General features: G+C 61.5%; 25 protein-coding genes and 3 tRNA genes. 12 read left to right on the forward strand and 16 right to left on the reverse strand.

Annotation, left to right across the window (positions count from 1 at the left end; translation table 11 throughout):
* Positions 1-8 precede the first annotated feature (8 nt).
* From rpsP to DXY29_RS05985, 3 genes are all read right to left on the reverse strand, one after another.
* Positions 9-401: a 30S ribosomal protein S16 gene (gene rpsP, locus DXY29_RS05975; RefSeq protein WP_115023731.1), complete on the reverse strand. Its 393-nt coding sequence runs from the start codon at positions 399-401 to the stop codon at positions 9-11.
* A 79-nt stretch (positions 402-480) separates the two neighbouring features.
* On the reverse strand, positions 481-1,950 hold the full coding sequence (gene ffh, locus DXY29_RS05980) for a signal recognition particle protein (protein WP_115023733.1): 1,470 nt from the start codon (positions 1,948-1,950) through the stop codon (positions 481-483).
* A 55-nt stretch (positions 1,951-2,005) separates the two neighbouring features.
* Positions 2,006-3,988 (reverse strand): ARC6/PARC6 family protein, encoded by a 1,983-nt coding sequence (locus tag DXY29_RS05985; protein WP_115024296.1) that lies wholly within the window; start codon positions 3,986-3,988, stop codon positions 2,006-2,008.
* A 101-nt stretch (positions 3,989-4,089) separates the two neighbouring features.
* Here DXY29_RS05985 and pdhA point away from each other — a divergent pair, with 101 nt between their 5' ends.
* Positions 4,090-5,175 (forward strand): pyruvate dehydrogenase (acetyl-transferring) E1 component subunit alpha, encoded by a 1,086-nt coding sequence (pdhA, locus tag DXY29_RS05990; RefSeq protein WP_115023735.1) that lies wholly within the window; start codon positions 4,090-4,092, stop codon positions 5,173-5,175.
* A gap of 45 nt (positions 5,176-5,220) precedes the next feature.
* Here the strand turns inward: pdhA and DXY29_RS05995 are convergent, their stop codons facing one another.
* Positions 5,221-6,162 carry an RpoD/SigA family RNA polymerase sigma factor gene (locus DXY29_RS05995; RefSeq protein ID WP_115023736.1) on the reverse strand — a complete coding sequence of 314 codons (942 nt, stop codon included), beginning with the start codon at positions 6,160-6,162 and terminating at the stop codon, positions 5,221-5,223.
* 174 nt (positions 6,163-6,336) lie between these two features.
* Complete coding sequence (locus DXY29_RS06000) at positions 6,337-7,860, reverse strand: NAD(P)H-hydrate dehydratase (RefSeq protein ID WP_115024297.1); 1,524 nt, start codon at positions 7,858-7,860, stop codon at positions 6,337-6,339.
* Positions 7,861-7,911: 51 nt separating this feature from the next.
* On the opposite strand from DXY29_RS06000, the gene mnmA reads away from it, so the two are divergent.
* Positions 7,912-9,063, forward strand: a complete 1,152-nt coding sequence (gene mnmA, locus DXY29_RS06005; protein ID WP_115023738.1) for a tRNA 2-thiouridine(34) synthase MnmA — start codon at positions 7,912-7,914, stop codon at positions 9,061-9,063.
* Here mnmA and lnt read toward each other — a convergent pair.
* Positions 9,015-10,430 (reverse strand): apolipoprotein N-acyltransferase, encoded by a 1,416-nt coding sequence (lnt, locus tag DXY29_RS06010; RefSeq protein WP_115023739.1) that lies wholly within the window; start codon positions 10,428-10,430, stop codon positions 9,015-9,017. The two genes, mnmA and lnt, sit on opposite strands and share 49 nt — an antisense overlap.
* Before the next feature lie 53 nt (positions 10,431-10,483).
* Between lnt and DXY29_RS06015 the strand changes: the two genes are divergently transcribed.
* From DXY29_RS06015 to sodX, 4 genes are read left to right on the forward strand one after another with little or no spacing between them, the layout of a single operon-like run.
* Positions 10,484-10,813 (forward strand): phasin family protein, encoded by a 330-nt coding sequence (locus tag DXY29_RS06015; RefSeq protein ID WP_115023741.1) that lies wholly within the window; start codon positions 10,484-10,486, stop codon positions 10,811-10,813.
* Positions 10,814-10,864: 51 nt separating this feature from the next.
* Positions 10,865-11,464: an FKBP-type peptidyl-prolyl cis-trans isomerase gene (locus tag DXY29_RS06020; protein WP_115023743.1), complete on the forward strand. Its 600-nt coding sequence runs from the start codon at positions 10,865-10,867 to the stop codon at positions 11,462-11,464.
* 42 nt (positions 11,465-11,506) lie between these two features.
* Positions 11,507-11,980 carry a superoxide dismutase, Ni gene (sodN, locus tag DXY29_RS06025; RefSeq protein WP_115023744.1) on the forward strand — a complete coding sequence of 158 codons (474 nt, stop codon included), beginning with the start codon at positions 11,507-11,509 and terminating at the stop codon, positions 11,978-11,980.
* Positions 11,981-12,030: 50 nt separating this feature from the next.
* A complete protein-coding gene (gene sodX, locus DXY29_RS06030) occupies positions 12,031-12,363 on the forward strand; it encodes a nickel-type superoxide dismutase maturation protease (RefSeq protein ID WP_115024299.1) in 333 nt (110 codons plus the stop codon).
* Here sodX and DXY29_RS06035 read toward each other — a convergent pair.
* The 6 genes from DXY29_RS06035 to DXY29_RS06060 form a co-directional block, all read right to left on the reverse strand.
* Positions 12,346-13,014: a hydantoin utilization protein A gene (locus DXY29_RS06035; RefSeq protein WP_115023746.1), complete on the reverse strand. Its 669-nt coding sequence runs from the start codon at positions 13,012-13,014 to the stop codon at positions 12,346-12,348. The two genes, sodX and DXY29_RS06035, sit on opposite strands and share 18 nt — an antisense overlap.
* A 56-nt stretch (positions 13,015-13,070) precedes the next feature.
* Positions 13,071-13,955 carry an indole-3-glycerol phosphate synthase TrpC gene (trpC, locus tag DXY29_RS06040; RefSeq protein WP_115023747.1) on the reverse strand — a complete coding sequence of 295 codons (885 nt, stop codon included), beginning with the start codon at positions 13,953-13,955 and terminating at the stop codon, positions 13,071-13,073.
* Positions 13,956-13,995: 40 nt separating this feature from the next.
* Positions 13,996-15,438 (reverse strand): dihydrolipoyl dehydrogenase, encoded by a 1,443-nt coding sequence (lpdA, locus tag DXY29_RS06045; RefSeq protein WP_115023749.1) that lies wholly within the window; start codon positions 15,436-15,438, stop codon positions 13,996-13,998.
* Positions 15,435-16,223, reverse strand: a complete 789-nt coding sequence (locus DXY29_RS06050; protein WP_226397857.1) for an RNA methyltransferase — start codon at positions 16,221-16,223, stop codon at positions 15,435-15,437. Before DXY29_RS06050 ends, lpdA begins: the two co-directional genes overlap by 4 nt.
* Before the next feature lie 71 nt (positions 16,224-16,294).
* Positions 16,295-16,543 (reverse strand): hypothetical protein, encoded by a 249-nt coding sequence (locus DXY29_RS06055; protein WP_115024300.1) that lies wholly within the window; start codon positions 16,541-16,543, stop codon positions 16,295-16,297.
* A 35-nt stretch (positions 16,544-16,578) separates the two neighbouring features.
* Positions 16,579-16,662, reverse strand: a tRNA-Leu gene (locus DXY29_RS06060).
* Between the two features lie 150 nt (positions 16,663-16,812).
* On the opposite strand from DXY29_RS06060, the gene murA reads away from it, so the two are divergent.
* From murA to DXY29_RS06085, 5 genes are all read left to right on the forward strand, one after another.
* Positions 16,813-18,114, forward strand: coding sequence for a UDP-N-acetylglucosamine 1-carboxyvinyltransferase (gene murA / locus DXY29_RS06065; RefSeq protein WP_115023752.1), 1,302 nt, complete (start codon positions 16,813-16,815; stop codon positions 18,112-18,114).
* A 33-nt stretch (positions 18,115-18,147) separates the two neighbouring features.
* Positions 18,148-18,230: transfer RNA gene (locus tag DXY29_RS06070), tRNA-Leu, on the forward strand.
* Between the two features lie 13 nt (positions 18,231-18,243).
* Positions 18,244-19,425 (forward strand): aspartate aminotransferase family protein, encoded by a 1,182-nt coding sequence (locus DXY29_RS06075; protein WP_115023753.1) that lies wholly within the window; start codon positions 18,244-18,246, stop codon positions 19,423-19,425.
* Positions 19,426-20,640 carry a folylpolyglutamate synthase/dihydrofolate synthase family protein gene (locus DXY29_RS06080; protein WP_115023759.1) on the forward strand — a complete coding sequence of 405 codons (1,215 nt, stop codon included), beginning with the start codon at positions 19,426-19,428 and terminating at the stop codon, positions 20,638-20,640.
* A 53-nt stretch (positions 20,641-20,693) separates the two neighbouring features.
* Positions 20,694-21,182 (forward strand): pentapeptide repeat-containing protein, encoded by a 489-nt coding sequence (locus DXY29_RS06085; protein WP_115024302.1) that lies wholly within the window; start codon positions 20,694-20,696, stop codon positions 21,180-21,182.
* Positions 21,183-21,185: 3 nt separating this feature from the next.
* Here DXY29_RS06085 and DXY29_RS06090 read toward each other — a convergent pair whose 3' ends face one another.
* From DXY29_RS06090 to DXY29_RS06100, 3 genes are read right to left on the reverse strand one after another with little or no spacing between them, the layout of a single operon-like run.
* Positions 21,186-22,535 carry an FAD-binding oxidoreductase gene (locus DXY29_RS06090; RefSeq protein ID WP_115023760.1) on the reverse strand — a complete coding sequence of 450 codons (1,350 nt, stop codon included), beginning with the start codon at positions 22,533-22,535 and terminating at the stop codon, positions 21,186-21,188.
* Positions 22,536-22,553: 18 nt separating this feature from the next.
* Positions 22,554-23,834 (reverse strand): amidohydrolase family protein, encoded by a 1,281-nt coding sequence (locus tag DXY29_RS06095; RefSeq protein ID WP_115023762.1) that lies wholly within the window; start codon positions 23,832-23,834, stop codon positions 22,554-22,556.
* On the reverse strand, positions 23,831-24,262 hold the full coding sequence (locus DXY29_RS06100; RefSeq protein WP_371411068.1) for a DUF4359 domain-containing protein: 432 nt from the start codon (positions 24,260-24,262) through the stop codon (positions 23,831-23,833). The genes DXY29_RS06095 and DXY29_RS06100 overlap by 4 nt, the downstream gene beginning before the upstream one ends.
* A gap of 42 nt (positions 24,263-24,304) precedes the next feature.
* Between DXY29_RS06100 and DXY29_RS06105 the strand changes: the two genes are divergently transcribed.
* A tRNA-His gene (locus DXY29_RS06105) sits at positions 24,305-24,377 on the forward strand.
* Between the two features lie 5 nt (positions 24,378-24,382).
* On the opposite strand, the gene DXY29_RS06110 is transcribed toward DXY29_RS06105, so the two are convergent.
* Positions 24,383-25,465, reverse strand: a complete 1,083-nt coding sequence (locus tag DXY29_RS06110; RefSeq protein WP_115023764.1) for a DUF1611 domain-containing protein — start codon at positions 25,463-25,465, stop codon at positions 24,383-24,385.
* Positions 25,466-25,483: the final 18 nt, after the last annotated feature.

Genomic DNA, 25,483 nt, shown 5'->3' on the forward strand with positions numbered 1-25,483 from the left:
CGGAATGATCAGCCCTCGGTGGATTCGGCTTCAGCGGAATCGGAAGCAGCCGCTTCAGCTTCAGCAGCCTTGGCATCAGCAGCATCCTTAGCGGCCTGCTTGGCATCAGCCTCACGCTTGGCCGCTTGCTTGGCCTTACCGACAGTTTCTGCAGAACGCACGGTCTTTTCAAGAAGACCGCCGCGCTCGAGCAGCGTGCGCACGACATCGGTGGGCTGGGCACCCTGACCCAAACGCTCACGGATGGCCTCGGTATCGAGACGCGTTTCCTTCGTCCGCGGGTTGTAGAAGCCCAGCTCCTGGAGGGGACGACCGTCCCGACGAGAGGTGCTGTTACAGGCCACGAGGCGGAAGCTCGCTTCCCGCTTCTTGCCAAACCGCTTCAGGCGGAGCTTGATCATCGTGGCCCTGGAATGAAGGAAAAGAGGTGGTCCGGCGGCGCCTAAACGCCCGCCAAACAACCACCATACCGTTCCGCCTTCACAGATCCCCGAAGCCTTTCTTCTTCTTGGCCGGTCGCTGCCGCTTGGGCGGTCCGCCGCGACCGGGGCGGCCACCGGCAGCAGGCATGCCACCCATTCCTGGCATTCCACCCATCCCCGGCATTCCACCCATCCCTGGCATTCCAGGCATGCCACCCATTCCTGGCATACCGCCCTGACTCATCTGCTGCATGAAGCCACGCATTTTCTGGAAGTCGGCCAGCACCTTGTCCACATCAGCGGGCTGATGACCGCTGCCGCTGGCAATCCGCCGACGTCTTGAGGGTTGACCCGCCAGCAAGTCGGGGTTTTCCCGCTCCTGCTGTGTCATCGAGCCGATCATGGCCTCGATGCGCTTCAACTGCTGCTCTCCCTGCTTGAGCATGCCGTCGTCGATTTTGTTCATGCCCGGGATCATTTTCATCAGGCCACCGAGCGAACCCATGCGCTTGATCAAGCGCATCTGCTTCACGAAGTCCGAAAAGTCAAACGTCGCCTCCTGAAGCTTCTTCTGCATCTTCTCGACGTCGGCGAGTTCGACCTCCTTCTGGGCCTTCTCCACCAGCGTCAGCACATCACCCATGCCGAGGATGCGACTGGCCATCCGTTCGGGATGGAACGGCTGCAGCGCCTCCACCTTCTCGCCAGTACCGATGAACTTGATCGGCTGACCGCTCACCTTGCGGATCGAGAGGGCCGCACCGCCGCGGGAGTCACCGTCGAGTTTGGTGAGAACTGCTCCAGTAATGCCCACCTGATCGTGGAAGGCACGGGTGAGCTCGGCCGCCTCCTGGCCAATCATCGAATCCACCACCAGCAGCACCTCATCGGGCTGCACGGCGGAACGGATCCGCACCATCTCCTCCATCATCTCGGTGTCGATCTGGAGACGGCCGGCGGTGTCCACCAGGAGGGTGTCGAACCCCTCCTGCTTCGCTTTAGCCAAACCAGCCGCGGCGATGTCCTCTGGCTTGGCTTCAGCTCCGAGGCTGAACACCTCCACATCGATCTGAGCACCCAACGTCTTGAGCTGCTCGATAGCCGCTGGCCGATAGACGTCGGCACCCACCATCAGGGCTCGACGTCCCTGGTCCTTGAGGTGCAGACCAAGCTTGGCCGTGGCGGTGGTCTTACCCGCACCTTGGAGGCCAGCCATCAGCACGACGGTGGGAGCCTCGGCCGCCTTGGCCAAAGGAGCGTTATCACCCCCCATGACCTCCACCAGCTGCTCATGGACCACCTGGATGAACTTTTGATCCGGGTTGACCCCTCGCACCACTTCAGCGCCGACGGCTTTATCGCGGACCTCAGCGACGAAGTCCTTCACCACCGGCAGGCTCACATCCGCTTCAAGCAACGCCCGACGGACGTCCTTCAGCGCCCCATCGACGTTGCTCTCGCTGATCGTGTCCTGTCCCCGCAGCCCCTTGACCGCATCCTCAAAACGGGCTGAAAGCTCGTCGAACATCGGCGTAAAGCCCCTGGATCAATGAAGTGATCGTAAAAAGCGACGGTCCTGCTACTCAGGATCCCGGCATGTAGTCATGCAAACGCCATTGGGTTCCGTCCCTGCCGAGCACATAGGTCACGCTGAAATCACTCGGTGCTGTCTCTTCGATGACAGCACCATCAGCACCCTGGAGACGATCGCTGTAGGCCACCTGGGCCCGCAGCTCAATTCTCAGAGGTTTTCTGTCCAACACTTCGATGCTGGTAATTGAGGCATCAATCGACTTAGACCGCCCTGCGGCCGCGTCAACGGCCCGTTCACGCTCCACGCGCTTCAACAGGGGGTCCCTCGCCACAACGGAGAGGTCCGCCGGCTGACCGGACAAAGCCAAAGCCTTGGCATCGAGCCATCCCTGCACCAAAGCCTGCAGCTCCGCTTCCGTCGGCGCATCGCTAACGAGCGGTTTGGAGGGAGCGGAGGGCCGCAGGGCCGGCTTCAGGCTCGCGACGGGCTCATCGGCCGACCGCGATGGAAAAACGTCGACTATTTGCTCTTCAACGTCTTTCTCTTCAACGTCTTTCTCTTCAACCTCCGTGGTTTCTGAAATCGTTTCCGGTACCAGTGGCGCGTAATCCAAATTGCGTCTGACGAGGGCGAGGCCTCCAACGGCGATCCCGAGCAGCGCCAGAGCCGCAGCAGCAGAACGTACCCAGCGTTGCTGCAAGAACGGCAGCGGCACGGCCAAGTCTTCGGACTCAGCATCCGGATCCGGTTCACCCAGGTCGAACGAGGAATCGAGTGATGCCGTCCCTGCTGTTGACCAGTCCAGGGGCATCTCTTCGGTAAGGGGCTGGCGCGAGGCCTTGCGATCGAGACGATCGACGTAACCCTGCACATCACGATCGGCAAACCAGGCATCTAGGTCAGCTACCGATGCGTCGACATCGCGATAACCGGGCAAGACATCGCGCTCAAGCCAGGCTCGGCAGTACTCACATTGGGCAGCGAGCCGGTCACCGGGATGATTCAGGAACCAGGCCTGCAGGTCTGCATCACGCAGAACAGCGAAGTGCCGCTCGGCATCCTTGACGTTGCCCAACAGCAGATCCAGACAGCCCATCAGCGGCATGGGGTCGAGGTCGGCATTGGCAAGCGTTTGTATCCGCTCGCGCGCCTGCTCGAGGAACTCGGGCTTACGCCGCGAGAAACCAGCGGCGGTCAGCGCCAGAACCGTGAGGAAACCAGCATCAGCAGCGCCTCCCTCAAACCAGCGACTGAACAGATCGATCTGCTCCTGAACCGTCAAAAAGCGGCGGATCTGGTGAAAAAACGATTCAAAATCGGCCTGAGTCAGGCTTCCTTGGTGATCGCCATCTACCTCGGCAGCCTCCAGACCACCACGGGCCACGACCAACTCATCCAGCAGGGTCAAGCCCCGTTGGTGTGAGTCCTGATCACCAAGATCACGGCTGAGCAGATCCAGAATCCGGAAGGGTGTGAGCGCCTGCAACGCGTCTTCCAGCAGGCGCTGCTGATCGGGCAGCTTGCCCATCCGCTGTTGCAGCTGGATGCCGTCGATCAGCAGTTGAGCAGCCGACTCATAGCGACGTTGGTCCTGCTCCTCCAGCGCAGCATCGCGACAGGCCAGGGCAGCCAGGAGAGTCAGATCCGCTTCACGGCCGCTGCCAAGGGCTGGTGCCTGAGGAGGCTGGAGCCCCTGCCGTGCCAGTTGAAAAGCCTCAACAGCCCCGTGGGCCTCCCAGAGCAGAATCAGACCGGCCACCTCGCTGCTGGTCGGGAGATCCAACCCCACCGTTCCGTTCGGATGGGATTCACTGAGGCGTAGCAAGGCAGCTTCGTAGTCAGCCCTGTCGGAGGGGTCGGTCAGCAGGTCGGCGGATCGACGCAGGAGGTCGGCCCGCTGGAGCAGCGCTTCGTGGGTGAATCCCTGGTCCGGCGGACTGTCGCAACGGGTTTGCAACCGGCGCAGAATCGCTTCTGGCTCTGCCGATGGACTGACGCCCAGGAGTCGGAAATGATCAATGGGCAGATCCAACAGCAACGCTGCGAGGAGACGCGGATCTTAGTCAGTGTCTGGGGTTTTGCCCATCGCTCATCGGCTGGCCCTTAAAGTTGACTTCAAATCATTAGGTGGACATGGGTCAGGACCTCGCTGTCGATTCCGCTCCGATTGGCACTGCGACTGCTGGTCCCCACGCCGAACGGCTCTCAAAACTGGTCACAGCACAACGGGCCAGCGTGGACCGGGACACGGGCCTTGACCTCTACAGGGACATGACCCTGGGCAGGCGCTTCGAGGACAAATGCGCCGAGATGTACTACCGCGGCAAGATGTTCGGCTTTGTTCATCTGTACAACGGTCAGGAAGCTGTCAGCACCGGTGTGATCGGTGCCATGAAGCGTCAGCACGACTGGTTCTGCAGCACATACCGCGATCACGTCCATGCCTTGAGCGCCGGCGTACCCGCCCGCGAGGTCATGAGTGAACTCTTCGGCAAAGAGACCGGTTGCAGCAAAGGTCGCGGCGGTTCGATGCACCTTTTTTCCAAGGAGCATCACCTGCTTGGTGGTTTTGCCTTCATCGCTGAAGGGATCCCCGTGGCGCTCGGGTCGGCCTTCACCAGCCGGTACAAACGCGATGCCCTCGGCGATGCCTCCAGCAACTCAGTGACTGCTGCGTTCTTCGGTGATGGAACCTGCAACAACGGTCAGTTTTTCGAGTGCATGAACATGGCGCAGCTGTGGAAGCTGCCGATCATTTTCGTGGTCGAAAACAACAAGTGGGCCATCGGGATGTCCCACGACCGGGCCACCAGTGATCCAGAGATCTGGCGCAAGGCCAGCTCCTTCGGTATGGCCGGTGAGGAAGTGGATGGAATGGACGTTCTGGCGGTGCGGGCAGCAGCCCTACGGGCCGTAGAACGGGCCAGGGCCGGCGAAGGTCCGACCCTGTTGGAATGCCTGACCTATCGCTTCCGTGGGCACTCCCTCGCTGATCCAGACGAACTGCGCGCGGAGGAGGAAAAGCAGTTCTGGGCCAAACGTGATCCCCTCAAAGCTCTGGAACGGGATCTGACAGACGCAGGCCTGGTGAATAGCGATGAACTACGCGCGATCGAGAAGGAGATCGACGGAATCGTTCAGGACTGTGTTGACTTCGCCCTCTCAGCACCAGAGCCCGACCCATCGGAACTCACGCGCTACATCTGGGCTGAAGACTGATTCAGCTGAACTGGTTCAGTTTTAAGAAGCCGGATCCGAGCCGGCTCAGATGCCGCTCGGAAGTCGACGGGTGAGATTGCGAAGCTTCCGCAAGGCCTTGAGTTCAACTTGGCGGACACGCTCCCTGGACACTTCCATGAGACGTCCGATTTCAGCGAGGGTGTGACGTTCGTTGCCCTCAAGCCCGAAGCGCATGCGCAGAACATGCTGCTCCTGCTCACTCAAGTGACTCAGCCAGCGGCCCAGTTGTTCGTGGTGAATACGTTGCTCAACGATGTCGAGCGGCTCATCGAGGGATGAATCAGCAATCAGATCACCGAGGAAGCTGCGGCCCTCCTCGCCGTTGACGGGAGCATCCAGGCTGCTGGTGGTGAGGGCCTGGCGCAGCAGCGAATCCAGCTCATCCAATGGAATATCCATGGCTTCAGCGATCTCCACGCGGCTGGGCATGGCGCCCAGCTTGTGAGCGAGATCAAGGCTGACCTTACGGATCGTGGTGAGCCGCTCACTCAGGTGAACCGGCAGTCGAATCGTGCGCGACTGACAAGCAATGGCTCGGGTCATGCTCTGGCGGATCCACCAGAAGGCATAAGTGGAAAATTTGTAACCCCGGGTTGGATCAAATTTTTCAACAGCACGCTCCAGCCCGAGGGAGCCCTCCTGAATCAGATCGAGCAATTCAAGACCCTTGCCCTGATATTTCTTGGCAACACTGACAACCAAACGAAGGTTGGCCTTCATCATCCGCTCTTTGGCGCGCCGACCGATCCTCAGGAGACGACGCTGCGCCGTCGTGAGTTCTCCATCCGCAAACTCGCGGGAGCCGTCTTCGGTGAGGGCCATCATGGCTTGCACCTGATTGCCCAGCTCGATTTCCTCAGCTGGTGTGAGAAGAGGGATTCTGCCAATGGTGGCGAGGTACCAGCTGACAGGGTCGCTGCTGCGCCGACGTTGAGTCTCCAGCGGCTTGGATGCGGTGGACACCATGGGTGCTGCGGAAGTGTGATGACTTTCCTACGAACAGAAAGAATGTCGATGTGTTTTCAGCAACCCTTCAGATTCAGAACAGCAAATCGAAACATTTCAGATTTGCGAAAGATTTAAAACCAGCAAAAGCTCTGTGGACAGAAGCAAGCCGAGTGAACAAAAAGAGTCATTTGTTCAGACTTTGTTGAACATCGTTGTTTGCTTTTTCTGACACCGCGCTGCAAGGATTTTCAAACAATCCGCAATCGCCGAAGCATCACTTGATTGAGCACGACGTGCCGCCAAACCATGCAAAGCCGTGCTGGCAACAAAGCTTTGAAGCCCTGGCTGCTGCTGTGCCGCGACGACCTGGGCACCCCAACCAGTCACAAAACCGGCCAGCAGGTCGCCGAGTCCAGTGCGAGCAACCCGAGGAGACGTGCCTGTCAGCACAACCGCCGCACCCGATGAATCCGCCAGTACCGAATGCGCACCCTTCAGCAAAATGCAACAACCGCTGCAGCGCGCTGCTGCGATCACCCTCTCCAGCGCATCACCCTCGCCACAATCAGGAAACAAACGCGCGAACTCAGCAGCGTGGGGGGTCAGCCAGGTTGGACCCTGACGCTGCAACAGCCAGCGCCACCCCTCCGAACTGGACGCCAGGGCATTGATCCCATCTGCATCGAGCACCAGCAAACCAGCGACGGTGCGCAGTTGCTCCGACCACGGGTTCCACCACCGAGACGGGTTGCCAAGCCCGGGGCCGACCAACACCGCATCCAGCCGGTCTGGAATCAGCCCCTCCTCCAGTTGCATCACCTCCGGCAACACCTGCCACAAATTCGATTGAAGACAAGGCGGCACAACGGCCTGAACGCAGCCGCAGCCACTGGCCATGGCCCCCCGCAGCGCGAGATGTGCTGCTCCGGGGTAGCGATCACTGCCCGCCACCACCAGACAGCGGCCCCGTTCGTACTTCATCGCTGTGGGCGGCAGCGCTGGTAACGGGGCCGTACAGGCCTCTCCAACCGGCAGGCGGCGCGGCAAGACCGCAGCGGCGTTGCCCATCACCGCAGGCGGCAACCCCAGATCAATCCGCACCAACGCCCCAACCCAAGGACGGGCTGGGTCCAGACACAACCCGCGCTTCAACCAGCCAACGCTGAGGGTGGCCGAAGCACAAGCCGCCTGCTCCCCCAACACAGTTCCGTGGTCCGAACAAAGACCTGACGGCACATCCAGGCTGATCAGCGCACCAGGCTGCAACTGCTGTCGGCACCGAAACAGATCTGCCAAGCAGTCGGGCAGCGCCCTGCTCTGACCAAGCCCGAAGATCGCGTCCAGCCACAGCGCTGCGTCGGCTGGATCCGGGTCTTGACGCAGGCGCCGCAGACCGAGCCACTCCCCATGGCGCAGATGGTCAGCGGTGAGTTGCTTGCGAATGGCAAGGGGACACCACAGCGAAACCTCAATGCCAGCCAGATGCAACTCCCTCGCCACCACCAGGCCATCGCCACCGTTGTGGCCCGGCCCGACCAAAACCAACACGCCATTCCGCAGCAGATCCCGGCGCTTCAGCAGCCAAGACGCCATCGCAAGCCCCACCTTCTCCATCAATGCGGCGACGGGCATTCCGCTGTCGAACAGGCTCTGTTCCAGACCCCGCATGGACGAGGCATCCACGAGCAGATGATCGGAATCAGCGGGAGGCCACACCACTCGCAGGTTGCCGGGACCTCACTATGGAGAGAACTCCCTGCGCCGCCCATGGCCATCGGATCCACCACAACCCGCGCTGGTGAGGCCGCTCTTGAGCGTCTTAGGCAATGGCCTGGAGAGCATCGCGTGGCCGTTGGTCTCTCCGGCGGTGTCGACAGTTCCCTTACAGCGGCGCTGCTGGTGGAAGCGGGTTGGCAGGTGGAAGGCCTGACCCTTTGGCTGATGAGCGGGAAAGGAGCCTGTTGCGCTGAAGGACTGGTGGATGCGGCCGGCATCTGTGAACAGCTGGGCATTCCCCACCACGTGGTGGACACGCGGGAGACGTTCCAACAGGAGATCGTCCAACGGCTGGTGGACGGCTACCGCGATGGGATCACGCCACTGCCCTGCTCCCAATGCAATCGGTCGGTGAAATTTGGACCGATGCTCAATTGGGCCCTCCAAGAGCGGAACCTGCCCCGCATCGCCACCGGCCACTACGCCCGGATCCGTCATGGGGGCGATCAACAGCGTCATCAGTTGCTGCGGGGCCTCGACGGTCGCAAGGACCAGAGCTATTTCCTCTACGACCTTCCCCAGGAGGTCTTGGGACGCATCGTTTTTCCCTTGGGAGAACTAACGAAGCCCGACACGCGGCTCGAAGCTGCCCGACACGGTCTGCGTACTGCAGAGAAACCAGAAAGCCAGGATCTCTGCCTGGCGGACCACCACGGATCCATGCGGGCGTTCCTTGATGCCTATCTGCCACCCCGCCAAGGGGAGATCGTGCTGGGCGATGGAACCGTTGTGGGCGAGCACGACGGCATCGAACACTTCACCATTGGTCAGCGCAAGGGGCTGGGTGTGGCCTGGCGAGAGCCGCTTCACGTCATCCGCCTTGACGCTGCGATGAATCGGGTGGTCGTCGCTCCTCGCGCCGAAGCGGGCCGAGACAGCTGCGTGGTGGGCGCGGTGAACTGGGTCTCAATCGACCCCATCCAGGTCCCACAAAACATTGAGGTTCAGGTGCGTTATCGCAGTGCACCGGTGCGTGCAGAGCTGGTCCCCCTGGAGTGCACCGAGGCGGATCAGCAACGGGAGCGTCCTCACCGCTGCCGTTTGACCTTTGAAGAGGAGCAGTTCTCCATCACCCCAGGACAAGCTGCGGTCTTCTACGACGGTGAAGTCGTGCTCGGTGGAGGGCTGATCCAACGGGAGTAAGCCGTGGCGCGCTTACGAACCTGAATGAAGGTCTGCGCCACGCCGGGGGCCTCAGGTGGAAGCAACCATTCCACCCTTCCATCAGCCGAAATCAGCGCACTCGGACCCGTGTTGCCAACGCTGAGCAAATCGCGTCCGCTCTCGATCGCCCTTAACTGCGCCAGAGCCAGGAACTGCTTCTGCAACTGACGGGGATAAGGGTCGAGGTTGGCAATCGCGAGGAGCCAGGTCGCGCCATTTGCAGCGGCGCGTGCCAGTGCCAGGCCATCAGCAATCTCATAACAAATGGCCACAGCAGCCGGGGGCTCAACCACGGCCATCGTGCGGGGAGCCGGGCCAGGGGCCAACCCACCCACCGCAGACAATCCCGCCGTCAGGCCGGCAGGCAGCGGGGGCATCCATTCCCCGATCGGCACCAAACGATGCTTATCAGCCAGGGGGACGGGAAACCGGTCCGGCGGCTCGTACAGCAAAAGAGAGCTGCGTTGCTGACCTCGCACCCAACGAAATCCTCCACTGATCAGGGGAATGTCTGGAGCCTCCGGCGGCACCAGAAAATTCGCAGGCAGAGCCCCTTCCGGAGCCACCACAGCGACAACGTCGTTCGTCTCCAGCTGACGCATCGCATCCACCAGCCGCGTGGGCAACGCTTGTTGACGCTCCAGATTGAATTTTTCTCGTGTCGGAACAGCGGGCTGCCAGACCCCCATTGCGACGGACCCGACCGACGGCGGCGTCGCCCACAACAGCAGGCTCCCCAACCCATGGGCCAGCAGCACGCTGGCCAATCCGATCAGACCCCAGCGTCGCCAAGCCGCGGGCTGCTCGAAGAGCGCCAGCAGGCAACAGCCCCACCACAACTGCAGCAACGTCAACCCTCCGGAGCCGAACCAGCGGGCCACCCCCGCCAAGGGGCGGTCCCAGGGCAGGGTGGTGCCGCCGACGCCGATCCAGAACAGCGGTGACCCCGACAGCACCAGCTCAGCCAGGGCCCAGAGCCCAGCCAGCAGCATCAGCCGCCAAAACCACGGCCAGTGGCGAGGTAATAGTCGCGCCAGAACAGACCACCCGGCGACGAGCAGAGCGGCAAGGATGCCGCAGGCCAGCCAGAGGGACAGCGCCACAGGCAGGCTGAGCGCGGTGGGGACTCCCATCCAGGTGAGCGGATGCAGGGCCAGCAACCAGCCGTGGCTGATCAAAACGGCAAGCAGAGCCCAAAAAGCCGACCAACGGGGGCGCTCAACCACGGACCAGAGCAGCGCCAGAGCAGGAACCATCAGCAGTGGCCCGCCCAGGGATGGAGCCACTCCAGCCAGAACGCCCCCGAGCAGAGCGCGCCATCCGGGATGCAGTTGGTGATTGCCCATGGTCAGCAGTCCCGGCCGGGGGCATCCTGGATCGGACCCGCCCGCCTGTCGCTATGGATCCCGCGAATCCTCTTCAGCAGTTGCTGCTGCGCGGCCTGGGGACGACCACCCTCGTCGCTGAACGTCTACGAGGCGTCACCCAGAACTGGGTCAGCAGTGGCCGGCTTGATCCGAATGAAGCCTCCGCCCTGGTGGATGACGTGCTCAAGGCACTCCGCGGTGAAACGCCCGAACTGGAGCAGCAGATGGGGCGCAACCTGGAAAGAAATCGCGACAACCTGCTCCAAGATTTTGGCGTTCCCAGTCAGAAGGAAGTGGATGAACTGCGAGGACGCATTGATCGGCTTGAGCAGCAGCTGCGGCAGATGAACCGGCCTGAGTGAACACCGGCGATGCGGACCAGAGGCCAGAATTAGAGCAACAGAAGCCTTTCCGTGCGCGACATCATCATCAGCACAACGGTCTGCGTGGCCTGCCTTCTCCTGGCCTTGGTCAGCCAGATCGTGGCCCCCTCCACTGTTGACGCCGCCCCCGTACAGCCAGCTGCCGTGCGGTCCGAGGCTTCGAAACCACAACGGGCCTTGAGCTTCGAACTCGACCCCGACGACCCCAATCCGACCCTGTTTGCCATGGCCAACGATTCCGCTCGCGCCGACGCTTCGGCCCTCGGCGGCCCGCTCGATGCCCCTGACACCACCATCACAGCCAGTGGTCTGAAAATCACTGAGCTGGAGGTGGGCACAGGTGAGGAGGCAAGTGCAGGCCAGACGGTGGTGGTGCACTACCGCGGCACCCTGGAGGACGGACAGCAGTTCGATGCCAGCTACGACCGGGGCACCCCCTTCAGCTTCCCCCTTGGTGCTGGCCGGGTGATCAAAGGATGGGATGAAGGTGTCGCCGGAATGAAAGTGGGCGGCAAACGCAAGCTGGTGATCCCCTCCGACCTGGCCTATGGCACCCGGGGCGCCGGTGGGGTGATTCCTCCCAATGCAACCTTGATTTTCGAGGTGGAACTGCTCGACGTGAAGAAGTGAGCGGAAGCTAGGCTCAACCCAAGCCAATTCCGCTCTGAACCGATGCTGCGCACGGCCCTTTCCGCCATTGCATATGCCCTTCCTGCCCCCGTGGCAGAAGCCCATTGCGACGGTCCTTGTGGTGTTTACGACCCGGCTTCCGCTCGTGTGGCAGCCGAAGCAGTGCTGTCCATGACCAAGAAGCTGAAGGGCCTTGAGGCCCCCGCCGCGGGTGACGCGGCTGCTTTGGCCGCCTACAACAACACCTTCGGTCGCTACGTCGCCATTAAGGAAGAGGAAGCACAGAAGACCAAGAAAGAGTTGTTGATCCTCTGGACCGACTACTTCAAGCCCGACCACCTGGCCACCTTCCCTGATCTGCACGACACCTTCTGGAAAGCAGCCAAGCTCTGCAGCGCCTGCAAGGTGAACATCGATCAGGCCAAGGCAGAGGAGCTGATGGCCGCCGTTGAAAAAATCCACGGCATGTTCTGGCAGTCCAAGTGTCGTTCCGACGCCTGGGTCACCGCATCCTGAGTTCGAACAGGTCCAATGCCCCTATCGCAGCAGCAGGCCTTCGGGATCTGTTGCTGCTTTTTTGTGGCCGTCGGCTGCTGCTACGCATCGAAGGGCGATCGATGCAGCCCACCCTTGAACCGGGAGACCGTGTTCTGGTCAGCCGTCTGAACTCGAACTCGACCCTGCGTTTGGGATCCGTGCTCGTGACATGGCATCCTCACCGATCGGACATTCGTCTGATCAAACGCCTCAACAGAATTGAACCCAACGGGTTGTGGTTGCTGGGAGATAACCAAGCCGAAAGCACCGATAGCCGCCAACTCGGGACGGTGGCGACAAGCTTGCTGATCGGGGAGGTGGTGGCTCGTCTCACCACCAGAGGGTCAGAACAAGACCGGTGAGGTCTTCTGAAGCCAGATCGCCCCAGTGATGATCGAAAGAGCTCCGGTGCCACCCACGAGGAAAGGCATCAGCCGGGCACCACTGCGAAGGGTGAGGAAGGACACCACCGAAACCACGGCCACCATGGCGCCGATGGATCCAAGCAGATAAGCCACCAAATAGCCCACAGCAGCGTGAGGCGGCAGAGCCAGGGCAGGAATCACCGCCAGCAGGTGACTGGCACCCGCCAATCCATGCAGCAAGCCCAGCCCTGAGGATGCATGGACGTGACGGCGGTGGTTGCTGGCACCGCGCACATGCAGGTGGAGATGACGATGCTCATGGGAACCGTCATGAAGATGATCATGGGTGTGCAGTTCAAGACCGAACGCGGTGCGGACCGCCAGAGCACCCACCACCAGCAGGGCCACACCCACAAGGAATTCCGCCCAAGACGACATGGCCTCCACGTGGGCCAGGTCTTTGAGGCCAATGGCGATCAGGGCCAGAACCACGACTCCGGCGGAATGACCGGCCCCCCAGGCCATGGCATGCCGAAAGGCCGACAGAGGCTTGTTCAGGGAGAAGGGCGCCATCGCCACCAGGTGATCTGCACCACCCACCACATGCACGGCCCCGGCGGCAATGCCGGTCAAAAGGCTAATCAGCACAAAGAACCGCCTGAATGTCTCAATTCTACATCAGCAGGAAGAAGCCATCGGCGTTATCAAGCCTGGATCAGTTGCACCAGACCCGCCTCAATATCCGGCTGCCGCATGAGAGCTTCCCCCACAAGCACCGCACCTGCACCGGCGGACTGAACCCGATCGAGATCAGCACGGCTGAACAGACCCGACTCACTCACAAGCAGCGCTTCCTCTTGCTTCAACCGGTCATCGAATTCGTTGAGCAGCCGCTCAGTCGTACCCAAATCCGTCTCAAAGCTGGTGAGATCGCGATTGTTGATTCCAATCAAGGGGAACCCGCCAATGTTGAGCACCCGGTCCAGTTCAGTGGCGTCGTGGACTTCCACCAGCACCGTGAGGTCCAAGGCCGCTGCGGCCTTGTTCAGATAACGAAGATCCTGATCCGACAGGATGGCAGCGATCAGCAGCACCGCATCAGCCCCCGCGGCCCTGGCCTGAAACAGCTGATACGGACTGAGCACAAACTCCTTGCAGAGCAGAGGAAGGTCGACGGCCCGGCGAACCTCCACCAAAACATCGAAGCCCCCCTGAAAAAAGGTCTTGTCGGTGAGCACCGAGAGACAACTCGCGCCGCCGGCGGCATAGGCCTTGGCAATCGCGACCGGATCAAAATCCTCGCGAATCACTCCTTTGCTGGGACTCGCTTTTTTCACCTCAGCAATCACCGCCGGTTTCTTGGCGGCAGCTTGAAGAGCTCCAAGAAAATCCTTCGTAGGAGGCAGCTTGGCAATCTGCTGCTTCAGCTTGTCCAGGGGGACCTTGTCGCGGGCCGCATCAATCTCACGGTCTTTTTCCCAGACAATTTTCTCGAGGATGTGACGCGGCTCCTCTTCATCGTGAGGCACCGCATATTCGAGATGAGCAACCCTCACCTTGGGATTGGGGGGACGACGGCGGAACTCCATGGATCAGGACAAAGCTTGAACGAGAAACGGGTGCGTGGGATCAGGCGGCCAACTGGGCGGCAGCCTGTTTGTAAGCAACTTCCACCACCTCACTAAGGGTGGGGTGTGTGTGCACTTCAGTGGCGAGCTGACGAACGCTCTGACGCCGGGCGACAGCATTGGCCACCTCCTGGATCAGATCAGCGGCATGAAGCCCATAGATGTGGGCCCCCAGCACTTCACCGCTGGTCTTGTTGAACAGCAGCTTCATCAGGCCGTCACTATCCAGTTCAGCCAGAGCTTTGGAATTGGCTTTGAAATAGCTGCGAACGGACCCGAGCTGGAACCCATCCTTCTCGGCCAGGGCTTTGGCATCCGCTTCGGTCAGACCCACAGAGCTGATCTCAGGATGAGTGAAGGTGGCTGCCGGAATGCTGCGGTAGTCGATCTCGCGCGCGTGGCCAAGGATGTTGTCCACCGCCACGGTGCCTTGCGCAGCAGCGGTGTGCGCCAGCATCAGCTTGCCGGTCACATCACCCACGGCCCAGAGATGTGGCAGCGGCTCACCGTTGACCAGCACCCGCATGGCGTCGTCAATCGGAACAAAGCCCCGGTTCGTCTCCACATTGAGAGACTCCAAGTTGAGGCCCTTGCTGCTGGGAACGCGCCCCGTGGCCACCAGAACGGCATCCACCTCAAGGGTTTCCACCAGTTCACGGCTGTTGAAATCAGCCAGTTCGATCTTCACGGGGCAACCCGGGGTGACCTTGCGGGCCAGGACTCCGGAGCGGGCATCGATATCGCGACCATCAATCAGATGACGCCCAGCGATCTTGGCGATGTCTGGATCAAAGGTGGGCATCACCTTGTCCATAGCCTCGATCATCGTCACTTCGCAACCGAGGGCGGTGTACACATCAGCGAATTCAAGGCCGATGTAACCGCTGCCGATGATCGCGATCCAGCGGGGTAGCCACTCCAGGTTGATGGCCTCGTCACTGGTAAACACCGTGCGCCCATCGGTTTCGATTCCAGGTGGCACAAAGGGGTCCGATCCTGTGGCGATGATGACGTCCTTTGCGGTCAGAACCCTGTCGACGCCGCTGGGTTCCCGCAGCCCGACTCTCTGGCTGCCCTCGAGACGGCCATGCCCCCTGAGGATCGTCACCCCAGCCCGTTCCAGGGTCTTGGTGAGGTTGGTCCGAATGGTTTGAACGAGCTGATTGGCGTGGTCAGCGATCTTTTGCCGCTCGAAACGCACAGGAGCGGCATGAATGCCGAAGCTCGATAGGTGCTTGTCGTCCGCCAGCTCCCGCACCTTTCCGCTGGCGGCAAGCAACGCCTTGGAGGGAACGCAGCCCCTGTTCACACAGGTGCCTCCCATGTCGCGGGATTCAACAATCGCCGTCTTCAGGCCATGGTCGGCGGCATGTTTGGCGGCATCGAAGCCGCCATAGCCGGCACCAATAACAATGACGTCGAAGTCGAAGCTGGCGTCGCTCACCCGAACTGCTGCGATGTGGCGGTCATTGTCGCTCTTCGCCGCTCCAGGAGGAGAGGAACCGCGGCAGACGCCACATTCAAGGATTCAACGCGTGAGCTGTGGGGAAGCGTGACGGCATGGGTACAGCAGGCCTGCAGATCCGGATGCAGGCCTGCACCCTCGGTTCCCAGCACCAGCGCCGTCGGCCGTCTCCAGTCGAGATCCCAGTAGGGAGATGGGGGATCACCTTTCGTCGGATCCGGTACCAGGGTGGCTACCACCTGCAATCCCGACGCCACCAGCTGCTGGAGTTGCTGCTGAAGCAGCTGGATCGCCATCTCTTCGCTGGGGCCAAAGCGTTGATGCGGCAGTTGAAGCAGAGCACCAGCAGACGCCCGCAGAACTTTCGTCCCCAGGGGGTCAACACCACCGCCCATCCAGACCGCGTTCACATCAGCGGCAAGCGCCGTCCTCAACAACGTGCCCAGATTGCCGGGATCCTGAATGCGATCCAGAACCAGGACGAAGTCCAACACCGACGGAACGGTGGGCAAAGCCTTCAGTGGGCTCAGACAGGCAACGCCATCGGGTGTGACCGTTGTTAGCGCTGCCCGCAACACCTCATCGGTGACAATCCGCCATCGCGCCTGGGAACAACGTTCGGCGAGTTCCGGATGACGCTCCAGCCAGACCTCCGTTGCGATGATTTCCTCCGGCGCCTTCCCTCGCGCCAGAAGCTCTTGCAAGAGATGGGTGCCCTCCAGGAGCAACAGCCCTTCGGCCTCACGCCCAACACGGGTAGCCAAGCTTCTAAGACGCTTGACCAAGGGATTGCGTCGGCTGCTGATCAGGGGGGAGGAGGATTCCAGAGAACGAATCAGAACTCTGCGTGTTTACGCACGTTCAAGCCTTTGTGAACGCTGAGATTTTCGCCTTCGAGCTCAAGCCCATTAATGGCTGCGATTTCGCCCTTAATCCCTTCCGCCGCAAGATTTTCAATCAGCTTTTTAATGACCTGATCTTCCACAGTCGTGTGGTCGATGGAGTCGGGGGTTAGAAGCTCAATGAACTTTCCAACCTTGGAAGCAACCACCTCCGAGGCGTTGGAGATCTTGAGAACGATCATTGTTGCCGGGAGAAGCTTGACTTCCGACAAACTAGTGCGGATGGGGAGACTTGAACTCCCACGATGTTGCCACCACTAGTACCTGAAACTAGCGCGTCTACCAATTCCGCCACATCCGCTGGCGTGTCGAGATTCGACCGGATGAACATAGGGCATCACCGATCCCTAGATCCAACACCCTGGAAGCAAACTGTCCAGTTTGAACGCCGGCCGTCTAGACGGTCTCAGAGAGTATTGGCAAAATCCTCTTATCGGGGATCGGGCAATTGATGATGGCTGTTGCAGAAGCGTCTCAGGAGAGTCTCAAGCAACGCCTGAACGTCAGTGGCGGCCACGACCTGAACGGCACGCTTCGCGTCAGCGGGGCGAAGAACTCCGCGCTGGTGCTGATGACGGCCAGCCTCCTGAGTCAAGAGACCATTGAACTCACCAATATTCCTGCCCTGACAGACATCGATGGCATGAGTGCCATCCTTGAATCGCTGGGAGTGCAGGTTGATCGAGCCTCTGACCGCATTCGCCTTACCGCCTCCGAACTGAGTGGTTCAGCTCCGCCCTACGAACTGGTCAACAGCCTGCGCGCCAGTTTCTTCAGCATCGGACCTCTGCTGGGACGGCTGGGACATGCCCGGGTTCCCCTTCCAGGGGGATGCCGCATCGGAGCACGTCCTGTCGTCGAACACATCCGCGGCCTGAAAGCCCTCGGCGCCATCGTCAATGTGGAGCATGGGATCGTCACGGCGTCCGTTCCGGGCACTAAAAAACGCCTGTCAGGAGCTCAGATCGTTCTCGACTGTCCCAGCGTCGGAGCCACGGAAACCATCTTGATGGCCGCCGTTTTGGCGGAAGGGGTCTCAACGATTGAAAACGCCGCCCAGGAGCCTGAAGTGCAGGACCTGGCCAACCTGCTCAACACCATGGGAGCTCGCGTCACCGGAGCTGGTGGCCCGGTGATCACCATTGAAGGGGTGGAACAGCTCCGAGGATGCAGCAACTATCCGGTCATACCCGACAGGATCGAAGCAGGAACTTTCCTGATGGCTGCAGCGATCACTCGCTCACAACTGGTGGTAGAGCCCGTTATTCCGGAGCATCTCAGCGCTGTGATCCAGAAGCTCCGGGACTGCGGCTGCTCCATCGATATCAACGGGAGGTCCGTCACGATCACACCAGGTGAGATCACCGCTGTGGACATCACCACCCAACCTTTCCCAGGGTTCCCAACCGATCTTCAGGCACCGTTCATGGCCCTGATGTGCACGGCCAAAGGAACAAGTGTGATCAGCGAAAAGATCTACGAAAACCGTCTGCAGCATGTGGCCGAACTTCAGCGCATGGGAGCGTCCATTCGTCTCAAGGGCAGCACTGCCATCGTTGAGGGAGTGGCCCAGCTCAGCGGGGCCCCCGTCACTGGCACCGACCTTCGTGCAGCCGCGGCCATGGTTCTGGCAGGCCTTTCAGCCAAAGGCATCACCGAGGTGTCTGGCCTGAAACACCTCGACCGGGGTTACGACGACCTCGAAAGCAAGCTCAGCGCTGTGGGTGCTGAGGTGAAGCGCAACATCCCCTGAAGCGGGGCCCTTCAATCAATACAATCCCTGTGCGGGAGCCTGGCGGAATTGGTAGACGCAGCTGACTCAAAATCAGCCGGCCACTGGTCTTGGGGGTTCAAGTCCCCCGGCTCCCATCCATCCGCTGTGATGAACACCTACGGCCGTTTTCCTCTGGCTTTGGCCAAAGGGAAGGGTTGTTGGGTCAAAGACACGCAAGGTCGGAGATACCTCGATGCGGTCGCTGGCATCGCGACCTGCACGCTGGGCCACAGCGACAGGGCAATGCATCGCGCTCTGCGCAGACAGCTGGGACGACTCCAGCACGTATCAAATCTCTATCAGATTCCTGAACAGGAGCAGCTAGCGAGCTGGCTGGTGAACCACAGCTGCGCCGACAGCGTGTTCTTCTGCAATTCCGGCGCCGAAGCCAATGAAGCCGCCATCAAGCTGGCTCGTAAACATGGCCATCAACGTCGAGGCATTCAACAGCCCGTGATCCTCACGGCGGCAGCCAGCTTCCATGGCCGCACCCTCGCTGCTGTTACAGCCACTGGTCAACCCAAATACCACAAGGGTTTTGAACCCATGGTGACCGGGTTTGATTACTTCCCCTACAACGATCTCTCGGCCCTAGAAGCCCTGATCAACCGCTATGAACAAGTCGGCCCCTCCATCGCGGCTGTGCTGGTGGAACCCCTCCAAGGGGAAGGTGGCGTCAATCCCGGAGACCGCGCGTTCTTCTCACGCTTGCGCGAGATCTGCACACAACGGAACATCCTGCTGATTCTCGACGAGGTGCAGGTGGGCATGGGACGAAGCGGCCGCTTGTGGGGCTACGAACAACTGGGCATTACCCCTGACGCCTTCACCCTGGCCAAGGGGCTGGGGGGTGGCCATGCCATCGGCGCCCTGCTGGTGAACGCATCAGCTGACGTGTTCGAACCCGGAGACCACGCCAGCACTTTTGGCGGCAATCCCTTCGCGTGCCGGGCCGGGTTGACGGTGGCGACCGAGATCGAACGGCGGGGGCTACTCAACAACGTCACAGCCCGCGGTGAACAGCTGCGCGACGGACTCCAAGAACTGGTGAAATGTTTCCCAGAGCACCTGGAAACAGTGCGGGGTTGGGGCCTACTGCAAGGCATCGTGATCCGTGAAAGCAGCAGCTGGAAGGCTCCTCAGCTGGCTCAAGCCGCCATTGATCAAGGCCTTCTGCTGGTAGCGGCCGGGCCCTCCGTGCTGCGCATGGTTCCCCCCCTGACCATCAACCAGCGCGAGATCCGCGAACTGCTGCGCCGTCTGGCGGCGACCCTCTCCAGCCTCAGCTGAGTGGATGAGCTCTCTGATCTGATCCCACGCTTCGACCTGCGTGGCATGGATCTGCAGTTGGATCGCATGCATGCGGCCCTCCACGAGCTTGACCATCCATGTCAGGCGGTTCCCGCGATTCAGGTGCTTGGCACCAACGGCAAGGGGTCCATCGTCAGCTTTCTGGAATCAGCCCTCTGTGCCGCAGGACTCCGCTGCGGGGTCACCACCTCCCCGCACCTGGTGAGCTGGTGCGAACGGATTCGGATCCAGGGAGAGCCGATTGCCGTTGAAACGCTGCGATCCCAGTTGCAGGCTCTCCAACCCCTCAACGAACGGCATCGGCTGACCCCCTTTGAACTGCTCGTGACCGCAGCATTTTTGGAATTTCAACGGCACGCCTGTGAACTCATGGTGCTGGAAGTAGGCCTGGGGGGACGGCTTGACGCCACAACAGCGCATCCCCACCGGCCCGTGATTGCCGTCGCCAGCATTGGACTGGATCACTGCGAACACCTGGGCAACAACCTCACCGCCATCGCGATGGAGAAGGCGGCGGCGATCCCCCCGTACGCCACCGTGATCAGCGGGGCACAAGATCCCGCCGTGCAGACCGTCCTGGACGAGACGTGCCGAAAGCAGCAGGCCAACCTGACGTGGGTGCAGCCCCTGGAATCATCCTGGGAGCTGGGCCTGGCAGGAGAAATCCAGAGAAGCAACGCCGCTGTAGCCCTTGGAGCTTTAAAGGCCTTGTCGAGCTTGGGCTGGACCCTGCCTGAGGCAGTGATCCGTGAGGGGTTCGCGACAGCCCGCTGGCCCGGTCGTCTGGAGACCGTGCGTTGGAGGGAACACCGGCTTCGCCTTGACGGAGCTCACAATCCACCCGCCGCGGTGCAGCTGGCCGAGGAACGCGTTCATTGGACCAGCGCATCCATAGGTGTGGTCTGGATCCTGGCCATTCAGGCCCACAAGGATGCTGCCGCCATGCTCCAGGCCTTGCTACAGCCCCAGGACCAAGCCTGGATCATTCCAGTACCGGGCCACAAAAGCTGGTGCCGAGCGGCCCTCCTCAAGGAACTCCCAGACCGCGGCAACCAGTTGCAAGAGGCCGACAGCCTTGAAACTGTGCTGAACCAACTCAACAGCGATGGATGGCCAACGCCGATGCCAATTGTTGCCGGATCGCTGTATCTGATCGGGGACCTGTTCGCTCGCGGCGTTGTAACGGCAGAGTGAACGCAGCTTGCGCGTGGACTGTGCTGCGAATTTCCTGGCTGCTGAGCCTTCTCATGCCCCTCCTGTTGATGGGAACTCCGGCCCAAGCCCTAGACACCTCCGCCGGGGCGGGGTTGCAGGACAGGGCCTTGTTCCAGGAAAAGGTGGATTACACGCTCACCAACCAAAGCAACGGAGATTTCCAGGGACAGAACCTGGCCAACACATCCTTTGCAGGAGCCGTTGGCCGCGGCGCGAATTTCCAAGGCGCCAACCTCCATGGGGCGATCCTCACCCAGGGGGCCTTTGCCGAAGCTGATTTCCGCGATGCTGATCTCTCCGATGCATTGATGGATCGCGCCGACTTCGTGGACACCGATCTACGCAACGCCGTGCTCACGGGGATCATCGCGTCAGGCAGCAGCTTCAGTAATGCCCAGATCGAGGGGGCTGATTTCACCGACGCCCTGCTCGATCGTGATGATCAACGCCGGCTTTGTCGGGAGGCGGAGGGCATCAACCCCAGCACCGGAGTCGCCACCTTCGACAGCCTCGGATGCTGATCGTCAGAGGCGCTCCTCCCAGCCCCGCAGCTTGCCTGGATTGAGCAGGCCAGCGGGATCAAAGCGGTGCTTGGCCGCCACCTGATCAGCGTCGATGACGCCAAGGCCGCCATCCTCCACCGTGATCACATGGGGGTTGAACAGCACGGCACCCACTGCCCTGCAGTCGTCCATCAATCGGTCCAGCTGCTCAGCCCCCCGCCACCGCACCAGCGGCAGGGCGGCCAAGCGTGGACAGCCCTGCTGGCGCACAAGCTCGAGATGCCAGATCAGGTCGTCTCCCCACCGCTGCCTCAACGCTGCAATTGCTGGAGCCTCCGGCTGCGGCAACAGCATCTGCAGGTAGGTCCATCCCGGCTCTGAGGCCCGCACATGCAGGGTGGTGTGATTCCAGCTCAGCTCACGCAATCCATTGCCCCCTGAGAGATCTTCAGGCCCGAGATCCCGCAGGGTGGCCCCGGCTGACTGCACCATTCGTTGCAGGCTGGTGAGCCCATCCGGCGCGACGAGCAACAGCAACCTGTGGGCAGATACGGCAGGACCTCCCCAACTGGGCATCCGCGACAGAAGCGGCTGTTCAAGCAGGGTTCCTAGATGAAGATCCAAGGCGGATACCGCGACCCTATGCATCAACTCAATCGCCTGCTCCCAACGCTCGCAGTCCACACTCACCTGTTGCCAGTTGACCACTGGAGCGGTGGCCAATCTGAGGGCCGTAATGATGCCGTTCGTGCCGTAGGCATGGTTCAACGCTTCGGCATCCACCTCGCCGATCTGATGGCGTTGGGCATCGGGACGGAGCGGTACAACCTCCATCCCGAGCAAATGGCCTGGATCGCGCAAAAAGCCCCAGCGCAACGAACCGATGCCACCGGAGCCCCCAGCAACGAAGCCACCGATGGTGGCGCTGCGCCAGGTGCTCGGCATCAAGCGCAGCTGGCGCCCATACCTGCGCAGCTCCTGATCCAGATCGCGCATCACACAGCCCGGTTCCACGGTGACCACCCCCGTCGCCGCATCAATTGATCGGATCTGACACAGGGATGTGGTGAGCATCACCACGCCTCCTTGCAGGGGCACACATTGGCCGTAATTCCCCGTACCGGACCCGCGCAGGGTCAGGGGAACCTGATGCTCGGCGCAGGCTGAGGCAAGCCGTTCAACGGCCTCCACAGTGCGAGGCCGGGCCACCAAGTCAGCACGACATGGTTCCAGTCGTGGTGTCAAAACCGGGGAGTACTCGAAGGCATCCCGGGAAAAACGCTGAAGGTCTGCTGGTTCAGCCAACAGCTCAAGATCAGGGACAACGCTGAGGGCTTGCCGCAGGGCGATTAAGGCTTCGGCGCGACCCATGATGGTGCTGAACTCTGGTCAGGGTCTAGCGCCCGGAGACGACACCCAGTGGCCGTTTACGAGAACCTGGCGCTGCGGGGGACATCGCATCAGATCCGACCATCCCTGGCCCTCCATGCAGATCAGATCCGCAGGAGCACCAGCCCGCAGCACCCCATCCCATTCCAGTTGAAGAATGGCCGGCGGTGCCGTCGTGAAGGGGGCCAGGCCCAGGCGCTGCCACGGCAACAACTGGGTCAACGGCATCGACGCGGCCAGCAGGGCCAATGGATCGAAATCGCCTCCGGGGAACCAGGGGTCGGCCACGTTGTCACCCGCTACCGCCACCGTGACGCCACAGCGTTGCAACTGACGGATCGGGGCTTGCGGACGCTGAAGCGGGGTGGCGTCGTCCGATCGCGCTAGCAACCAGGCATTGGTGAGGGGTAGTGCGATCACGCGGAGCTGTGCTGCCGCCATGCGCTCTCCCAACCTTGCCAAGCGTGGAGGCGGCAGCAGAGAAAGACTGCTGGCATGGCTGCAGGTGACAGGAACCTGGACGGGCACGCGCCGCAGAGCCTTCAGCAGCTGAACCATGCCCTCGGCCGGGCCATGGTCGGCCTCATCAATGTGCAAATCAACGCCGCAGCTGTGGCGATCGGCAAGGCGCAACAACTCCTCCAGCTGATGAGTCACCGCAGCCGATCCACAGGGAGGGGTGAGAACACCGCCGAGGCAGCCACCACTGGCGGCGACGCGACGTGCCAAATCCTCCGCTTCAGCTGAACACCAGAACTCCAGGGGAACAAGCGCCACCAGCTGAAGATCGATGCGGCTGCGCCAGCGCTGCTGAAGGGTGAGCAGTGCCTCCCAGCTGGGCTCGGCACCAGGACCACCACTGTCGACATGACTACGCATGGCACGCAGTCCATGGCCGAATGCCCTCTCCAACGCTCGCTCCCCGCGCTGGAGAATGGATGCCACGGTTCGGGTGTTGTGCTCCTGCAGGTTGGCGTCCAGGGCACCTCCGTAGCTGCCGCTGAGGTTGGGGTGCTCCTGCCAGGTGTAGGCCTTGTCCAAATGAACATGGCAGTCCACCAATCGCGGCAGCACCATCCGCGATGGTGGCGACTGATCAGCCGTCAGGGGCCTGGGCTCAAGCAGACGTCCCTGATGCCAGGCGAGCCGCACAGGCGTCAGCCCCTGTTTCTGGATTGCTGGCAGGGGTGTCGCAGGGTCGAAATCAACCAGCCCCAGGGGAACCCAAGCCTCAAGGACACCACTCTCAGACTGTGACTGGAGCGACTGGGCATCCGTCACTCCTCTGCACCGTTGATGGCGTCGGTTCTGAGGATCACAAAACGACCTGCCACACCAAGGCTCAGCACATCGAAGCCGGGCAGACGCAGCCCCGGCAACAACTGCTTGCCCTCCATGCTGGTGGAATACAAGCTGGCCACCCCTAAGTTGCGACGGGTGGTGAACTGACCGGCCAGCGCCGCCAGAGCATCCCGCTGAGAGGCAATCAACTCAGGGCAATTGCTAATCCAAAGACGCAGCACCATGGGCAGGTTCGGTGCCTCGCACAGTTCCTGGGTGCCCAACTTGACCAACTGAGCTCCGGCATGGGCCTCGTAATCGTCCATGGACGGATTGGAGAACACCAGCGACAGCACACCGGCCATGGCGACACCCCCCGTCAACAGCGCCAGTGCAGGCACACGTTGCGGACGCGATGAAGGGGACACCAGGCTGGCTGCGGCTCGTGTTGGTAGATTCTCACGGACGCGGCGGGCGTCGCCAAGTGGTTAAGGCAGCGGCTTGTGGCGCCGCTATTCGGGGGTTCGAATCCCCTCGCTCGCCCTTTTTCAACGATCGACCAAGGCTCTCAGCAGAGGTTCGGCACCCCAGCGAATGGGATCGGTGCAGGGCAAACCCAGAACTTGACTCACCCGATCAATCTCGACCGTTGCCTGATGCTCATCAAGGCGTGCCGTGTTGAGGGCGACGGCAGCCACCTTGGCTGAAGCGCCTGAATCATCAGGCCGTGCCCAACTGGCTAAGGCCTCTGTGGTGCTCACCAAGGTTGCGAGGTCGGGAAGAGGAATCTGAGGCAACCGATCGATGCTCTGCTGGCCGGCCCGATGCACCAACAAGAGGGCGGTTGGCTGAGTTCCCCGCAACAGGGGCAGGGTCGCGGTTGAGGCGGGGTGACACAGCGAGCCCTGCCCCTCCACAAGCACGAGGCCCTGCTCTGGCAGAGCATCCGCCGCCCGAAGCACCGCCGCCTCCACCGCTCCCGCCGCGTAATCCACCCGAACAGCATCAAGGGCAACCCCTTCGCCACTGATCAGAATTCCCGCCTGCCCCGTCCCAACAAATCGCGCGGGAATCCCTGATCGCTGGGCCGCTTCCAGCAGAGCCAGGCATGCGCTCATCTTGCCCACCGCCATGTCGGTTCCTACTGCCAAAAGGCGTCGACAGGACAGCGCTGCAGCCCCTGCTTGGCCGATACCGAGAGCCTCCGGCTCCCGTCGGAGATCCCAGATCCAGCGGTTGGGCCAGCAGGCTTCTGCCAATGCCGGATCATTGGCCAGATAGGTATGGAGTCCACTGGCGAGGTGGAGTCCTGCGCGCAACGCCGCCAGGGCATCGTGGCGAACAGGATCCGGCAGCCGCCCACCAGAGGGAGCCAAGCCAACCACAGCTGCCTCCGGGTGATACGGAAGCGCCGCGGCCAAATCCGCCACCACCGGCACGTCTCGCTCGATGCCGGTGACCTGCTGCAGGGGCTGGCCGGCATGGTCTGGATCAATCACCGCGACGATCGGGCCGGCACGGTGGCGCAGCATGGCCAGCCCGGTCTTGCCGGTGAGACTGGCCAAACCGCCGTGCTGGAGCAGCACCAAGCGCATCTCTCGAAATCCTGGCGGCGCCTGAATCCCGCTCATAAAGCTGCTGTGCTTTCA

This window comes from Synechococcus sp. UW69, from assembly GCF_900474185.1.
Taxonomy (GTDB): domain Bacteria; phylum Cyanobacteriota; class Cyanobacteriia; order PCC-6307; family Cyanobiaceae; genus Parasynechococcus.

Bases quoted from the DNA above. Each gene is read 5' to 3' on its own strand.
- rpsP (WP_115023731.1), bottom strand. From the start codon at position 401: ATGATCAAGCTCCGCCTGAAGCGGTTTGGCAAGAAGCGGGAAGCGAGC.
- ffh (WP_115023733.1), bottom strand. From the start codon at position 1,950: ATGTTCGACGAGCTTTCAGCCCGTTTTGAGGATGCGGTCAAGGGGCTG.
- pdhA (WP_115023735.1), top strand. From the start codon at position 4,090: ATGGGTCAGGACCTCGCTGTCGATTCCGCTCCGATTGGCACTGCGACT.
- DXY29_RS05995 (WP_115023736.1), bottom strand. From the start codon at position 6,162: ATGGTGTCCACCGCATCCAAGCCGCTGGAGACTCAACGTCGGCGCAGC.
- mnmA (WP_115023738.1), top strand. From the start codon at position 7,912: ATGGCCATCGGATCCACCACAACCCGCGCTGGTGAGGCCGCTCTTGAG.
- lnt (WP_115023739.1), bottom strand. From the start codon at position 10,430: ATGGGCAATCACCAACTGCATCCCGGATGGCGCGCTCTGCTCGGGGGC.
- DXY29_RS06015 (WP_115023741.1), top strand. From the start codon at position 10,484: ATGGATCCCGCGAATCCTCTTCAGCAGTTGCTGCTGCGCGGCCTGGGG.
- sodN (WP_115023744.1), top strand. From the start codon at position 11,507: ATGCTGCGCACGGCCCTTTCCGCCATTGCATATGCCCTTCCTGCCCCC.
- trpC (WP_115023747.1), bottom strand. From the start codon at position 13,955: ATGGAGTTCCGCCGTCGTCCCCCCAATCCCAAGGTGAGGGTTGCTCAT.
- DXY29_RS06055 (WP_115024300.1), bottom strand. From the start codon at position 16,543: ATGATCGTTCTCAAGATCTCCAACGCCTCGGAGGTGGTTGCTTCCAAG.
- murA (WP_115023752.1), top strand. From the start codon at position 16,813: ATGATGGCTGTTGCAGAAGCGTCTCAGGAGAGTCTCAAGCAACGCCTG.
- DXY29_RS06075 (WP_115023753.1), top strand. From the start codon at position 18,244: ATGAACACCTACGGCCGTTTTCCTCTGGCTTTGGCCAAAGGGAAGGGT.
- DXY29_RS06085 (WP_115024302.1), top strand. From the start codon at position 20,694: ATGCCCCTCCTGTTGATGGGAACTCCGGCCCAAGCCCTAGACACCTCC.
- DXY29_RS06090 (WP_115023760.1), bottom strand. From the start codon at position 22,535: ATGGGTCGCGCCGAAGCCTTAATCGCCCTGCGGCAAGCCCTCAGCGTT.
- DXY29_RS06110 (WP_115023764.1), bottom strand. From the start codon at position 25,465: ATGAGCGGGATTCAGGCGCCGCCAGGATTTCGAGAGATGCGCTTGGTG.